General features: G+C 54.2%; 9 protein-coding genes and 1 pseudogene. 1 reads left to right on the plus strand and 9 read right to left on the minus strand.

Going from position 1 to position 14,064, the window contains the following annotated elements; genetic code table 11:
• Positions 1-142 precede the first annotated feature (142 nt).
• The 4 genes and pseudogenes from V6766_RS25020 to V6766_RS25035 form a co-directional block, all read right to left on the minus strand.
• Positions 143-1,086: pseudogene (locus V6766_RS25020) on the minus strand (IS3 family transposase); the annotation flags it as partial.
• A gap of 151 nt (positions 1,087-1,237) precedes the next feature.
• A complete protein-coding gene (locus V6766_RS25025) occupies positions 1,238-4,825 on the minus strand; it encodes a glycosyltransferase (protein WP_448470958.1) in 3,588 nt (1,195 codons plus the stop codon).
• 206 nt (positions 4,826-5,031) lie between these two features.
• Positions 5,032-6,216, minus strand: a complete 1,185-nt coding sequence (locus V6766_RS25030; RefSeq protein ID WP_448470959.1) for a glycosyltransferase family 4 protein — start codon at positions 6,214-6,216, stop codon at positions 5,032-5,034.
• Between the two features lies 1 nt (position 6,217).
• Positions 6,218-7,801 (minus strand): glycosyltransferase, encoded by a 1,584-nt coding sequence (locus V6766_RS25035; RefSeq protein ID WP_448470960.1) that lies wholly within the window; start codon positions 7,799-7,801, stop codon positions 6,218-6,220.
• A gap of 278 nt (positions 7,802-8,079) precedes the next feature.
• Between V6766_RS25035 and V6766_RS25040 the strand changes: the two genes are divergently transcribed.
• Positions 8,080-8,988: an FkbM family methyltransferase gene (locus tag V6766_RS25040; RefSeq protein ID WP_448470961.1), complete on the plus strand. Its 909-nt coding sequence runs from the start codon at positions 8,080-8,082 to the stop codon at positions 8,986-8,988.
• A gap of 33 nt (positions 8,989-9,021) precedes the next feature.
• Here V6766_RS25040 and V6766_RS25045 read toward each other — a convergent pair whose 3' ends face one another.
• The 5 genes from V6766_RS25045 to V6766_RS25065 form a co-directional block, all read right to left on the minus strand.
• Positions 9,022-10,584 carry an ArnT family glycosyltransferase gene (locus tag V6766_RS25045; protein ID WP_448470962.1) on the minus strand — a complete coding sequence of 521 codons (1,563 nt, stop codon included), beginning with the start codon at positions 10,582-10,584 and terminating at the stop codon, positions 9,022-9,024.
• A 113-nt stretch (positions 10,585-10,697) separates the two neighbouring features.
• Positions 10,698-11,246: a hypothetical protein gene (locus tag V6766_RS25050; protein WP_448470963.1), complete on the minus strand. Its 549-nt coding sequence runs from the start codon at positions 11,244-11,246 to the stop codon at positions 10,698-10,700.
• On the minus strand, positions 11,243-12,358 hold the full coding sequence (locus V6766_RS25055; RefSeq protein WP_448470964.1) for a hypothetical protein: 1,116 nt from the start codon (positions 12,356-12,358) through the stop codon (positions 11,243-11,245). The genes V6766_RS25050 and V6766_RS25055 overlap by 4 nt, the downstream gene beginning before the upstream one ends.
• Positions 12,359-12,446: 88 nt before the next feature.
• Positions 12,447-13,394 (minus strand): glycosyltransferase family 2 protein, encoded by a 948-nt coding sequence (locus V6766_RS25060; RefSeq protein WP_448470965.1) that lies wholly within the window; start codon positions 13,392-13,394, stop codon positions 12,447-12,449.
• Positions 13,387-13,809 carry a GtrA family protein gene (locus V6766_RS25065; RefSeq protein WP_448470966.1) on the minus strand — a complete coding sequence of 141 codons (423 nt, stop codon included), beginning with the start codon at positions 13,807-13,809 and terminating at the stop codon, positions 13,387-13,389. The genes V6766_RS25060 and V6766_RS25065 overlap by 8 nt, the downstream gene beginning before the upstream one ends.
• Between the last annotated feature and the right edge of the window lie 255 nt (positions 13,810-14,064).

The following is a 14,064-nucleotide window of genomic DNA, read 5'->3' on the forward strand; positions in this document are numbered from 1 at the left end:
ACGCCAATCTAGACCCCGCCGCGCCATGGCTGTGAGGCCATGGCCACCTGCCTGCCAGCGCGGAGGCTAGTCCTCGCTGGAGGGAGGCGCGAAGATCGTTTCGTTTTCCAGCGAGCACCACGGCAGCGTCAGCAGGAGTGCCTTCCGAACGCAGCTTGCTGTTAAAGGCTTCGATGAAGCCGTTGTCAGTCGGTTTGCCAGGCCGCGAGAAGTCCAGCGTAACCTTGTTCACATAGGCCCAGAGATCGAGGTCACGGGAGATAAATTCGCTGCCATTGTCGACCCGTATCGTCTTCGGGTAGCCGCCGTTCCTGCAAATCCGTTCCAGCGTTTGCACCACATCCTCACCACGATAGGTAAAGCGCGGGTCGGTCGCCGGGCTGAAGCGGGAATGGATATCCACAATAGTCAGGATTCGCAGCTTCTTGCCTGCCGCGAGCTGATCATGAACAAAGTCCATCGCCCAGATATCGTTCGGCCCTACGGCCTCCTGGCGATCCTCGCGCAGCTTTGCCTTCACCCGGCGTTTCGGGTGCTTGTTCCTGAGCTGCAACCCTAACGCCTTGTAAATCCTGCGGGTCTTCTTGATATTGACCATCCAGCCTTCTCGTCGAAGGAGCACGTGAACTCGCCGATAGCCAAACCGGACGCGTGTCTCGCATATCTCCTTGATCCGTCTTTCAAGAGCGGCCTGACCGATGCGGCGGGACTTGTAATGGTAGGTCGAGGTGTCGAACGTCAGAACCTTGCAGGCTCGCCTGATCGACACCCCCCAGTCCACCAGCATCCCATCCACAAGCTTGCGCGTTCGGGCAGGCCTCAGAGCTTTCGGCGGATGACATCCTGAAGCATCTCGCGGTCCAGCGTCAGGTCCGCCACGATCCGCTTCAGCTTCGCATTTTCATCTTCCAAAGCCTTCAGCCGGCGCATCTCGTCGGGCAGCAGACCTGCGTACTTTTTCTTCCAGTTGAAATAGGTCGCCTGGCTGATCCCGGCCTTGCGGCAGATCTCCGCCACAGGCACACCGTCATCCCCCTGCTTCAGAATAAACGCCTTCTGGGCGTCTGAAAACTTCGATGCCTTCATCTCTTCCACTCCTTCTCCCAGCCAGGAAAATACCGCGGAAAACTCCAACATCAAACGATCCAGTTTTCAGGGCGCAGAGCATTTTTGCTCTGCCAGAATCTGGAGGAAGCTCAGGAGCTCAGGAGCTCAGGTCAGAAGCAATATCAAGCGCTCATGCCATGCGGGAGTCATTTTTGCTTATCGACTGCCCGAAAAGCGAGGAAACTGCGTCGTTGAAACGGCTGTAGCTGAAATCCAGAGCGCGGGAATGGGCCGCGACGCTCAATCTCTGCAACTCATCCTCCGATGTGGAGTTCATAACGCGCTTGGTCTGATCAACCAGACCTGTTATGTCGTCGTAGAAGAACCCGTTGATGCCCTCCGTGATGATCTCCGTCGGGCCTCCTGCACGAAGCGTGATTGGAATGGCGCCGCCCGACATTGCCTCGACGACACTGATCCCAAAGTGTTCCGCTTTCTCCGGCTCCTTCTCCAGGTCTCGGCCGAGACCAGTGGCGTGCCAGTAGACAAGACTCTCGCCATAAAGAGCTTCGAGCTCCGCCGCCGAACAGTTGATGTGAAAAAAAACGGGAAGATCCGAAGCCGCTTCTCTGACAGAAGCCAGAAAATCCATGTCCGAGGCCTCTGGAAACGAGGAGCCGGCCAGGTGCAGCTCTATGTCCTTGACACCGCTATCGATGAGCGCACGAAAAGCCTCAACCTGAAGATCCTGACGCTTGGAATGACCGCCGACGATGAACCGCCCGACTGACAAAATTGCTCTTTTGCGCCGCTCCCGCCGCTTTACAAGCGGCACGGGCGGATTGACGATTCGCGTTGGGATCGACCCCATGCCGGCTTCGGCAAGACGTTCTTGGTAGTAACCTTGTGTGAAGGCCGAATTCATCATGACTTCCTGATAGGTTTGCAACATCGCCTCGTCACTTGGTTCCTCTTCCTTGAGCACGAAGGGAAACTGGCAGTGATAGACCGTCTTCCTTCCGCGACCTGGGATCGGCGGCAGAACCGCATTCCCCATCGTCAGCATTAGGTCGGGTTCTGGGCCTTTTTCGAACTCCTGAAGGGTTTTGAATTTCAGCATTCCCAGATCAAGATTAAGCGCGCAGCCGATCTGCCGAAGGCGCAGGTTGGAGTACCGGTAAGGCGTGACAACTTCCACACGATGCGTGCGTGCCAACTGGCGTGCCGCGCTCAATATATAACGCTCGCCACCGCCGGGCGTCACGGCATAAGGAGTGAAAACGACAGCGAGGGGCAACGTGCCGTCGTCTTCGGGCGGGGAAGACCACTCGGCCGGGATGAAGCTCTCGACCGGGAAAGCCGGTTCCTCTTTGCCTGTCGATTTAAGAAGACGCTCCCAACGCGAGACGAATTTATCGCGATTGGAATCTCCCAGCGCCTTACGTCGGGCTTCCGCCTTTGTGTTTCCGTTTGCAGCCGCTCCCTCAATGTGAATGACGCGACTTGAAGGACAATAGCCAACCGGGCGCCCCAAGGCCCTGAACTTGAAGCACAGATCGGAGTCTTCATAATAGGCTGGCTCAAATGTGAGATCGAATCCTCCCACTTGTAGGAAAAGCGACCGATCGATAAGCGTGGCGGCGGCAGAAATGTAATCGACATATCTCTCCATAAGGATGTCTGGCGTGGGATGGTCCTGTCCCCTACCAAATCGCACCGGATAGCCGCCTTCGTTGATCATGCCCCCGGCCTCTTGAACGCGCCCGTCAGGCCAGAGGAACATAGGTCCGGCCGCGCCGAGGGACGGATTTTCCGCCATCATATTCATCAGCGAAGAAAGCCAATCATCCTGCGGAAAAGCATCGTTGTTGAGCAGTACGATATATTCTCCGCGAGCAGCTTCGGCAGCTATATTGTTGGCTTCGCCGAAAAAGCGGTTCCTGCCGATTTGAATGAAGGTCACGCCCGGAACAGGCTTGGACAGGCGGGCAAGGTCATCCTCGTCCGAGCCATTGTCCACGATCACGATCTCGTAGGCATGCCCCTCAGTATGCATCCATATCTGCCGGATGCACTCGAGCGTCAGAGGCGAAGCGTTCCAGTTCACGATCAGGATAGAGACCTCAGGCGCGTCATTCGTGCACCAGCGGGATGCCCGTTTCAGCACCTCGGTTGTCTTGGAAGGCTCTGCCCCTGGAAACTCCGGCCGGAATCGTCCGGATATGATGGAAAGCGGCTTTGTAGATGCTGCTTCGCGAGCTTCCGCCTCAAGGCGCTTTGCCGCAGCAGTCCAGGTCGGACGAACGTAGTCGACCCTGATCCGCGCTTCCGCCGCGCCAACGGCGTCTCGATCCTGAATGGCCTTGCGAAACAGCTCTTCCGCCTGTCGAGAATCGTCGACATCAAAATACCAGGCGAGGTCTCCCGCCTGCTCTTCGATCACGGCAAGCCTGGAGGCCAGACACAGCTTTCCCTGCATCAGACTTTCCGCAACCGGCAGGCCATAGCCCTCGCTGGTCGAAGGGAAGGCGGTAAACCTGCAAGCCGCCGTCAGGGCCGCTATATCAGCATCGCCAACTCCGGATAGAACGAGCAGCTTGCCTGATCGCAGCAAATCCCGATAGATCGAGTGGCCTTTGCCGAGCCCGAGATCATCGCGTCCGACCAACACCAGTTGCGGCACTTCGAGACCGCTCGCGATTAGATTTCGCCAAAGCCTGCAAAGCATGATCTGATTTTTACGTGGGTCTATCGTGCCAACGCTTAGCACGAAATTGCCGGCTTCGAGCGCCGGAAAACGCCCCTGCAGATCGTCAGTCCGTGACAGCGCCTCTAATTTCAAAGGCGTAGAGCCGAATGGTATCTTGACGATCGTAGCCGCCACTTCGACGCCTTCAAGCAGAGCCCAGCGCAATATCTGGTCACGAACAACGTTCGTCGACACGTAGAGCCTGTCGGCGTTTTGAAGGCAGACAACCAGCCACTCTGCGAAACGCGAGGCTTCGGCAGCGCCGACATTGTCGCCTCCCTCGAGCGGGATGATGTCGTGGACCAGAACTGAAAATCCAATGCCGCGCGAGGACAAATGGCGAAAAAGAGCGCTGAACTTTGGGGTCCAGACCAATCCTGTGAAGAAGATGTGGTCGCCTTTTGCAGGAGAATCACCGCCATCGAATGACCCAAGACCCAGGCCATAACGACCATCGAGCCGGTCAAGCACACTATCCTGAACCTCCACACTACTCATCGCGACGATATCGAGATCGGAACGACCCGTGCGACAGGGTCGGATCGTTGCCTCCGGCTCCTGCAGAAATGCGTCGAACAGTTCGACCGAGACGCGCCCGACACCCGTGAGCCGATCATGCACGTCGAGCCAACCCACTGTGTCGCCAAGGTAGAACCAGAGAGTCGGAGCAGTCGTGACCGCTCGTACGGAATACGGCATTCTCGAGGGCGGAGCCGGCATGGCGAAGCTCGGCGCGATAGCGAAAGCTAAAGTATCAAGGCGCTTGCGGCGATATTTTCGACGCTTCCTGGCGCTGAAGGGGTGACGCAAAGACGCGATATATTTTATCTTTCTGCGCTCTTTGTGCTCGTTCAGTCCATGACTGAGATCAGAACGGATGCCTCCGCCACCAGCCAGTTTACCCAATTTGCGCCTACGATATGCCTTTCGCTTCTCGCTTGAGAATGGGTGATGGTAGAAGGATTTCAAGCGAAGTGTGCGTTTTGTGATTTTGTGCTCCGAGAGCTGAACCATCTTATTATCATCCATTTACGCCTGCCACGAACAGGCAAACAGTGCTTTTCACACTATCGAAGCAGCGCAAAATTTGAAACCTACGCTGTGTAGCTCAAAGAATGCCTCCCCTGCTTTCTGTCATGATAACCGAGTTGCAGGTGAGCCTCAGGGCTGTATAGGCTTCCCCCGCCTCACGCCGGGAGCGAAGACATCGACGCGTAAAGCGGTCTTGATTGTCTTTACAAACTCACGTCAACGCCCGCCTGTATGCCCCGAAGCCTGTTCCATTCGTTGAAGAACTCCCTCATCTCAGGCGAAGCACCGTCATCTGCGGCCTTCAGGATCAGTCTGTGCAACTCGGCAGCCATTGTATCCCAGTTGAAACTCCGGGCGCGTTCCAAACCCCGTGCCCGCAACTCTTCACGTTTGGCGGGCTCACATGCGGAAATAAGAGCACTCGCCAACTCTGTCGGATCATTGCCGGAGATGAAAAGCGCAGCATCGCCAGCCACTTCCTTAAGCGAACCATGCGGCGTGGTGATGACAGGGCAGCCGCAGGCCATAGCTTCCACCACCGGCAATCCAAACCCTTCATAAAGTGAGGGATACACCAGGGCCCTGGCGCCAGAATAAGCGTATGCCAGTTCATCGTCCGTCAGATCGAGGCGCTTTACCGATACCTTCTCTGGCAGACCTTCGATAAAATGCGGTTGGATCTCCGGTTCACCGCCGATGCATAGAATCTGCAATTCAGATTGACGTATGCTATGAGCGGCACCGAAAAGCTTCGGGGCCATTTTCAACGCATCGAAGAGCAGCCCAGCGTTCTTGTACCCGTTATGTTGTTCGCGCGAACCAACCAGCAAGCAGTAGTTGTCCACAACCCCATAGGCCTGGCAAAATTCTAAAACCTCATTCGCTTGGCGCGGACGAAATGCATTCAAATCAAGGCCGCAATGGGCGGAGGCCACACGTTCCGGCGCGATATCCGGATAAAGCCGGAGCAGGTCCTTTCGCGTATTCTCGGAAACACAAAGGAGATATTGGGCAAAGCTGACAGCCAGCTCTTTTTCTTGCCAGGCGCGAAGCTTCATGTCGAAGCCGAAGAGTTCGGGGATCATATCATGGACAATCAATACCGAAGGCACCCGTGTCGGCGTCGTATAGTAGGTAGACAGGAAAACTTTAGCTTCAACATCTTGTGCGAAGACATCGATCAAAAGAGAATCGGAAGCTGTGCTCGTAAACGTGTAGGACGGAAAGTCGATATATTCGATACCCGCAATTCGGGGGCTGTCCCCGCGATCCAGGACGGTTATCTCAATATCCGGAAACGCAGCAAGTCTTGGGAGGAGCGATCGCCAAACGCGAGCAATTCCCGAGTTAGCGAGCTGAAAGAAAACACCATCAACCAAAAGTCTCATACTAGCTCCATTGTGTCTTCTCAGCCAGATCAGGCCTGCATCGTGCTTCGTGCAAACCAGCTCGCGCCTCGGCAGCAAACGACCGCAATCTCTTCTGAACCAGTTCATAATCGGAAACATCGGCACCAGGGATTTCGGTCAAGCCGATCTCATCCGCTAATTCGACTCTCGATTTCTCGAAGTCGGGCGACATAAGCTCCTCTGCATGAGTCCGCCATGCACGGCGAGCCTCGTAAACGCCGGGTGTATCCGCCGCAGTCGATAGGCCGTCAGGATTTTGATAATAGACAACATGTGGAGTGTTTGTTTTTAGGAAAGACTTCCCACCTTTCAGGCAGCGCAACCAGAATTCGTAGTCCCCGGCAGACCGATAACTCGGATCAAAATAGCCAATTTCTTCGTGCAGTCGCTTTCGCCACATGGGCGCGTTGTGAGGAGAGTTGAATTCCAGCATGTTGTTGACGGTGACAACAGGCAGATTGCTCTTGAAGCCGCACTTGCTCACCGATTCGAAATCGAGCCCGAAGTCCAGGCTGTAATAGACATCTTGATATACCACATCAGCGAACGCGTGACGGTCCAGTGCGGCGGCCTGAATTTCAAAAGAATCCTGACGACGAAGATCATCGAGATTCGTATTGGTGAGGTACTCCCCCCGTGAGATTTGAGCGGCGTAGTTCCACGCGTCATAGATACCTATCCTGTAATCGAAACGCTTGTAGACGATATTCGGATAAATTTTCATGTAACGCGAAATTAGCTCCTCCTCGCCTTCCGGCGAGCAGGCGTCGACGATGATCAGTTCCGACCGGTCAAAAACGGTCTGTGAGACGATGTTCTCGAGAAATGTCTCAAGGTATTTTCCACCTTTGTACATGCTTGCGATAGCTGATACGCGATATTCACCCGTATGGCGGAAATCTCGCTGTTCGAGTCCCTGGAGCTGAGCTTTTGACAGTGATGGCATCCCCGCAGGTTCAAGACTGGCAACCTTGGCGTCCCAAGCTTTTCGGGTGAGGAACTCGTCGGTACCCATGATCCAGCACCTGTCCGTATCCAGCAAAGGTGTTTTTTGCAGCCCTCGGCGGACGATCTGCTCCGAGACAAGCTGCTGCACGAGCGGCATGCGGTTCCGCGGTTCCTCATCAAGCTTCATTTTGTAGTGCTCGAAATCCCGGGGCCGTGCCACGGTACTTTCAAACAGGAGATAGCCAATCTCACGAATAAAGGCGCCATCCGAGATGCCATCATTGCCATCTCCGGGAGAGAAAAACTGGTGCTTCTCCCTGGCCTCCGGGCTTGAGGAGAGAGCCTCGGTCAATTCTGAAAGCTTCATCCCGCCTTCGATAGCCGATCGATAGATCTGCTTTCCGGCTTCGTCGGGCTCTCTTTGCAGATAGAACTTATATGACAGTGCAATCATCACATCGATGTCATCAACCGGCCAGTCCGGGTTTGCTCTTTTGCACATGTCTGGTCGCTTGTGCTCGACTTCGTTGTTGCGGGAAAGGCGCAGGTACTTTCGAAAAATATTGTCAACGACTTGAGTTATAATTTCCGAAACTTCTTTTTTCTTGCCCATCATTCCCACGACCTAAGCCTTAACTAGTTAAATTATTTAGCTAGCATGAACCATGCCTTCGTCAGCTTCCAGCCTGACGGAGGCAGTGATAGGGATTTCACCGCAGACGTCAATTATCGAAAGTAAGAAAACCCAAAATTGCCTATTCCGGCGGAATTGACACTCCCATTTCGCTTATGCTGTCCTAGTTACTTGAAATGAGGGCAGGAACGTAGCTTTGAGTGTATGATCGCGCTCACAAACAGTTGTACAACCCCGAAACACAGCAGGACGGCAGATAGATGATCTCTTACGCTCAAAACTTCGAGGACGTCATGCTTGCCCGTCTCTTTCCATCGGGCTACCGGGGCACGTATCTGGATATCGGCGCTGCCGATCCGATTTACCTTTCCGTGACCAAGCACTTCTACGACAAAGGCTGGCGCGGCGTGAATGTTGAACCACTGCCGCGTTGTCAACGGCGCTTGTCGGTGCTGCGCCCAGAAGACATCAATGTCCAGGCTGTAGTCGGCAGCGCTGCCGGTTCTTGCCGATTCTACGAAATCGCCGATTACCCGGAAAACTCGACAGCTCTTGAAAGCCTCGCCCGCAAACTTGAGAAGCAGGGGCACTCCATAAAAATCCACGATATTCCTATTATGCGGCTCGACGAAATCTGCGTCTGCCACTTCGACGCGCGCGAAATTGACTTCATGAAAATCGATGTCGAAGGCGGCGAGACGGAACTGCTCATGAGTGGCGACTGGGAACGGTTCCGCCCGCGGGCTCTCGTTATGGAAGCGGTTGAAGTCAACGGCAGGAAAAGAGTCAGCGATGAATGGGAGCATATACTGACCGGCAATGGCTATAGCAAGGTCTGGTTCGACGGGCTGAATGACTTCTTCCTTCGGGACGAAGATATCGATCTGAAGAAGCACTTCGTTTTGCCGCCGGGCGCTTTTGACGAGATCGAAACGGCTCGCTACGTCAGGAAAGAAGCGCTGGGCGAGGTTTTTTTTGATGCTGAGGGCGATATCATCCAGCAGCTTTTGAGCGAGCGTGACGCGATCGACGCAGACAGACACGCAAAGCAGGCCGTGATCGATAGATTGATATCAGAACGCGATGCGATCGACGCCGATCGGCACGCAAAGCAAGAGGTTATCGACCGGCTGCTTCAACAGAGGCAACAGGATAACGCGGACGAATAATCTACCCCATTTTTACTCCGACGATTGCGCCACCTATTCACAGCCTTCGCGGACGAACAGGGTTGGTGGATCGGCGGCTGCGATGCGGTATTCGCGCCATCGGCTATCCTGTCGCAGCAGTTCCATGATCTCGTCAGTGAAAGCGACGCCCGGCAGGTGTTGATTGACGGCCTCGCGCATTCCCGCCTCATTTGGCAGCAGTACAAAATTGGCCTTCTCGATCTCCTGCATCATCGGTTCAAGTGCTCGCATGATAAACAGTTGGTCTATCGCAAGGCGCATATGCCCCTTCTTCGCGACCTCAAGCGCCACGGCATGCGCCGTGACCGGATAGGAGCCCACAGTGGCATAGTGATAGTAAGGCGCGCCACAGGCAGGCGTAACGGCCGCGCCCTGCACCACAAGATCCGAGATCTGTTCCAGCATGGGCCATGTGTCTTTGCGGTAGACTCCTTGCTGATAGGTATGCGCTGGTTCAAGGAACACAAGCGCAGACAAGGCAATCGCGCCGGCAAACTGAAGGCTTCGACGAGGGAGCAACGAAAGCAGCCTGCTCAGCGCCATGACCGAACTGATGATAAGAGGAAAGAAGAAAAAGCTTCCCTGATAGACCGTCTTCTCCGCCGAAGTGGCGATCCCGAGAAAAATCAGCGCTGTCCAGATATAGTAGGCGAGACAGCGGATATCCCTCCTTTTGGTCGCCAGCGAGACAAGAATATCGAACAGAATCAACCCGACGCCGACGTAGAAGAGGCCGGCAAGTCCTATCGAGCCGCCTTGACCGGTCGCATAGTAATTCAGATGGAACCAACGGTCTCCGGGCGTAAACCAAATGTCACTGTTTGAGACCAGAGCCTGATAGATATAGGCGTATGTCTGATTGCCCCAGATATATGCGACCGGCGCCAGAAACACGAGCGCGGTCATCGCCGTAATGACAGCTCGATAAATGGGCGCCGATCTCGAATGGCGGTCAAGAATGCTGCCGACAACAAGCGCGAGCCCCAGCATTGGAAACGTGATCACTATGGCGCTGAGCTTGATAACCATTGAGAAGGCGCACAGAAGACCGACCAACGCCGCCGAGCGCCAGTTGTGATGAGCCCTCGTCTGGGCCAGAAGCACGTAGCCAGAGAACGCAAAAAACAGTCCCGCAATCATATCGGGCCTCAACTCGGACACGATCGCTCCCGCTGCCGGAACGAACATGGCGGCAACAGCGAGCAGCGTCGCCGATCGTGAATCAACCCTGTCACGAGCGACGCTGAAAATCATAAGGGCATAGGCAGCAAGGCCCCAGATGTTCATGATATACGGCCCGACATTGCTCGAACCAAAAAGCCAATAGCCAAGGATTACCGTCAGAGTCTCAACGGGTGCATGTGGAGGATGCTGAATGAAGTTTACTGCCACCGACCAAAGGGAACGCGCTCCGTCGAACATGAAGCGATAGTAACCATCTAGAAGATAGCCGTTGTCGTCATAGATCGGTGGCGCGGACAAGGCTCCCGCGTTCAAGGTGAGTGATATATTCAGCGCCGTAAAGGCAAGGACAACCACCCCTAGTACGAAGACATTTCCTGTTTTCAGACGCATCACTCACCTTCTTGCTAACCTGCCCGGCAGATCAACCCTGCAGCGTGCTTCGAACCCCTTAATAAACTGCTCCGTCAAAGCCTGCCTCAAGCAATTGACCTCACATCACGGATTTATCGGATCGCGATCTGTTTGAGGGCAATTGCCAGTTCGCGTTGATCCGGCCCGCCCGGTCTCCGTGCGTCGGGCAAATCGAATGCGAGCGTATTGAGACCGTCAACCAGCAGTTCCTTGTCAAAGTGTATGCTCAATTCCAATCCATCTCGCTCGAAAACTTCACCGGAGTAAATTTCGTTATTATTCAGGAACATCGAAACCCTCTGTCGGTCAAATAATATTCCTTGAATGTATATTTCGCCGTTAAATCTATTTTTGTCATCCACGATGAATTTTATCTCAGCATGATTTCCGTCGGTCCACCGATATTCTAATTCCGAATGCGACCACCCTCTGTAGTAACCGATGTCAGTATTTCTGTGATCATAAGTTTTATTCGGATTCAGCGCCTTTATTTGCTCTAATTGCTTAGGGCTTATGTTAACATCCTTTGCAATGTAATACCTGTAATAGGGGTCACTTACGTTCGGATGTAGTAATAGATACAACACAAACAGGTAGAATGCGGCGATCAAAAAAATAGCGAATCTATATGCGTGCATCATATCACCCATCCTCGCCCAGTGAACCAAGCCGTGTAGATCGCAACCTGCATGACGACGGATCCTATCAGGAACAGAATCCATATCTTCCGATTTGTGCAAGCGCAGGCGATCGCAAGCAGAACCGGCGTCTGCCAGAAAATATAGCGTGGCATCGACCATAAGCCTGTCGAGAGGGGGATGAGCGTGCACAGCACCGAGAAGATCGCGAGTTCCACATGTCGCTTGTAGAGGAGGAAAGCCGGAACTATGAGAGCCGCCGCACTCATAAGTGCAAGGTATTTACCATAGGCATCGCCGGACAGGCCATCCCCAATGCGGGCGAACGGATTTCCGGGAGATCGGTCCCAAGCCCTTTGGATGTGAGAGAAAGCGAAGGCATCGCCGGTGTGGCGGTAAAGAAAGAACATATAGAGCGACAGTCCCAAGGGGATAAGCATACCCCCCAAAACCAGAGGTTCAGGCCTGAAGCGTCGTTCCGCGTGCCTCCAGTCTTCGATCAGTTTTCTGATCGCCACATAAAGATACGCGATCAATGCGAAATTCCCGGCCAGGCGAACCGCAGAAAGTACGCCGCCCACAACGCCCGACAGGACGAAACGCTCTTGCTTGAGGTTGTAGAAAAATGCCGAGGTAAAGAAAAGAAAACAGGATTCCGTGTATCCCACGTTCCCGTAGATGGCAAACGGGTTGAGCGCGACCACCGAAGCGGCGACCGTCAAGGGGATAGCCGGGAAATATACCTTCGACAGCTTCATGAAGTAGATGATCGATAAAAAAAAGAAAAATCTGCTTGATATCAGAAGAGCATAAGAGTGTGAGACGTCGAAAACGGAGTGTACAAACCGCGCAAATAAAGGAAAAACGGGGAAAAAGGCCCAGTTCGCCGCATCCATCCGCTCGTGAGCATGCGGTTCGAGATGATAACCTCCTTCCACGATACTGCGATACCATCCACAGTCCCAGGTGCACATTTCAGCATAGCGAAAGCCGGAGAACTTCATGATCAGCAGTTCAAGGAACTGGTTCAGGATGAAAAATCCGGCGGCAATTGCGATCAGTGCGTATTTCTCGTCGGCGAATAAAATCCTCTTTTTCAATGAAAGAACATTCACTGACCTATTCCCCCGAATATAGCTTCATGATTTAAACTGTGTGGCTTTGCAGCACAGCGACCGCGACGGGCCTTCGTCCCCTGCGGGTTCAGACAACTTCGTCGATAATGAACCGCGGCCGCCGTTTCACTTCCAGATATATCTTGCCCACATATTCGCCGATGATCCCCATGCAGAAGATCTGCAGGCCGCCGAGCCATAGCATCGGCAATACGATCGAGGCCCACCCCGGAACCGTACTTTCAGAGACGAACAGCCTCTCCATGAGGAACCAGAAGCCGAGCAGCATCGAAAACAGAAACACGGTTATGCCGAGAGCCGCGACAAAGCGAAGTGGGGCCGCGGAGAAAGATGTCACGCCGTTTACGGCAAGCGACAGCATTTTTCTCAGCGTGTATTTGGTCTCGCCATGTTCACGCGTCTGGCGATCATATCTGATTACCTCGGCCTTGAAGCCCAGGCTGGGTATGATTCCACGCAGAAACAGATTGGTTTCCTCATGCGATAGTAGCGCCTTGAGCGCCTTTTGCGACATCAGCCTGAAATCAGCATGATCGGGTACGATCTGCGCGCCCATCAGCCGCATCAGCCCATAATATCCTTTTGCGGTGTTTTTCTTGAAAAAGCTGTCGTTGCCGCGCGAGCGACGAACGCCGAGCGCCAGATCTGCGCCGGCTTCATGGGCCTTCAGCATCTCGACAATGGCGTTGATATCGTCCTGCAGGTCGCTGTCGATCGTTAGAACGACATCGGCGTCGGCGACCGAGAGCCCCGCCAGCATGGCATTCTGGTGACCGTAATTGCGGCTGAGCTTCAAGCCGGTTGCGCCGATTTCTCGCGTAAAAGCCTCGATCTGCTTCCATGTCAGGTCCGAGCTCCCGTCGTCGACAAGGATCATCCGGAACCGCGCCAGCGCCAGATCCTCGCGGGACACAAGGGCTTTAAGAAAATCATTCAGGACCGGTATCGTGTGAGGAAGGTTTTCTTCCTCATTGTAGCATGGAATCACTACATCAAGCGAATAATGATCAGCCATCTTTGTCAAAAATCCAGAATTTCATGATCAGGAAGAAACAGATATTGTAGGCCAGCATTGCAATGGCCTGCGAAGCCATTTCCGGTAGCTCGCCTTGACGCATCAGGGCGAGCAGAACAGCGAGGTTGATGCAATAGGCCAAGGCAAAGCCTGCCAGAAAACGGTATACCGCCTTCCTTCCATTTGTCGAACCAAAGGTAAACCGGCCGTTGAAAAAGAAGCTGTTCGCCAGCCCGCAGGCATATCCTATCACGTTGGCCGTCACGGGTGAAAAGCCAAGATAGCTAAGAATAGCAATGACGAGGAATGTGATGAGCGTGTTCATCACGCCCACAAGTCCGTACTTGAATAGCTGCTCTACAACTAAAGGTATCGCCACGCCCCAACCCTCGACAGTTTCTTTCCCGCGCGTCATTAAGCGGTTTTGGTGTGTTTGTCACGCGTTGTGGAGCGGTGTAAGCCCAGGGCCACGCCGGGCGAACCAGCTATCGCCGAATAGCCTGGATCCGGATTCAAAAATCATGATGGGAAACAATATCGCGCGGCCTGCTGTCATCACCGGAGCAATACTCCCCAATAGTGCCGTTTGAATCTTCCCCATGCGCTGCTGCCGCCGGGGGGGGGGGGGGGGGGGGGGGGGGGGGGGGGGGGGGGGTGGGGGGGGGGGGGG

It is taken from the genome of Martelella sp. AMO21009 (assembly GCF_053484295.1).

What these genes read in the sequence shown, in the direction of transcription:
- V6766_RS25025 (WP_448470958.1), bottom strand. Translation starts at nt 4,825, where the DNA reads ATGGATGATAATAAGATGGTTCAGCTCTCGGAGCACAAAATCACAAAA.
- V6766_RS25030 (WP_448470959.1), bottom strand. Translation starts at nt 6,216, where the DNA reads ATGAGACTTTTGGTTGATGGTGTTTTCTTTCAGCTCGCTAACTCGGGA.
- V6766_RS25035 (WP_448470960.1), bottom strand. Translation starts at nt 7,801, where the DNA reads ATGATGGGCAAGAAAAAAGAAGTTTCGGAAATTATAACTCAAGTCGTT.
- V6766_RS25040 (WP_448470961.1), top strand. Translation starts at nt 8,080, where the DNA reads ATGATCTCTTACGCTCAAAACTTCGAGGACGTCATGCTTGCCCGTCTC.
- V6766_RS25045 (WP_448470962.1), bottom strand. Translation starts at nt 10,584, where the DNA reads ATGCGTCTGAAAACAGGAAATGTCTTCGTACTAGGGGTGGTTGTCCTT.
- V6766_RS25050 (WP_448470963.1), bottom strand. Translation starts at nt 11,246, where the DNA reads ATGATGCACGCATATAGATTCGCTATTTTTTTGATCGCCGCATTCTAC.
- V6766_RS25060 (WP_448470965.1), bottom strand. Translation starts at nt 13,394, where the DNA reads ATGGCTGATCATTATTCGCTTGATGTAGTGATTCCATGCTACAATGAG.
- V6766_RS25065 (WP_448470966.1), bottom strand. Translation starts at nt 13,809, where the DNA reads ATGACGCGCGGGAAAGAAACTGTCGAGGGTTGGGGCGTGGCGATACCT.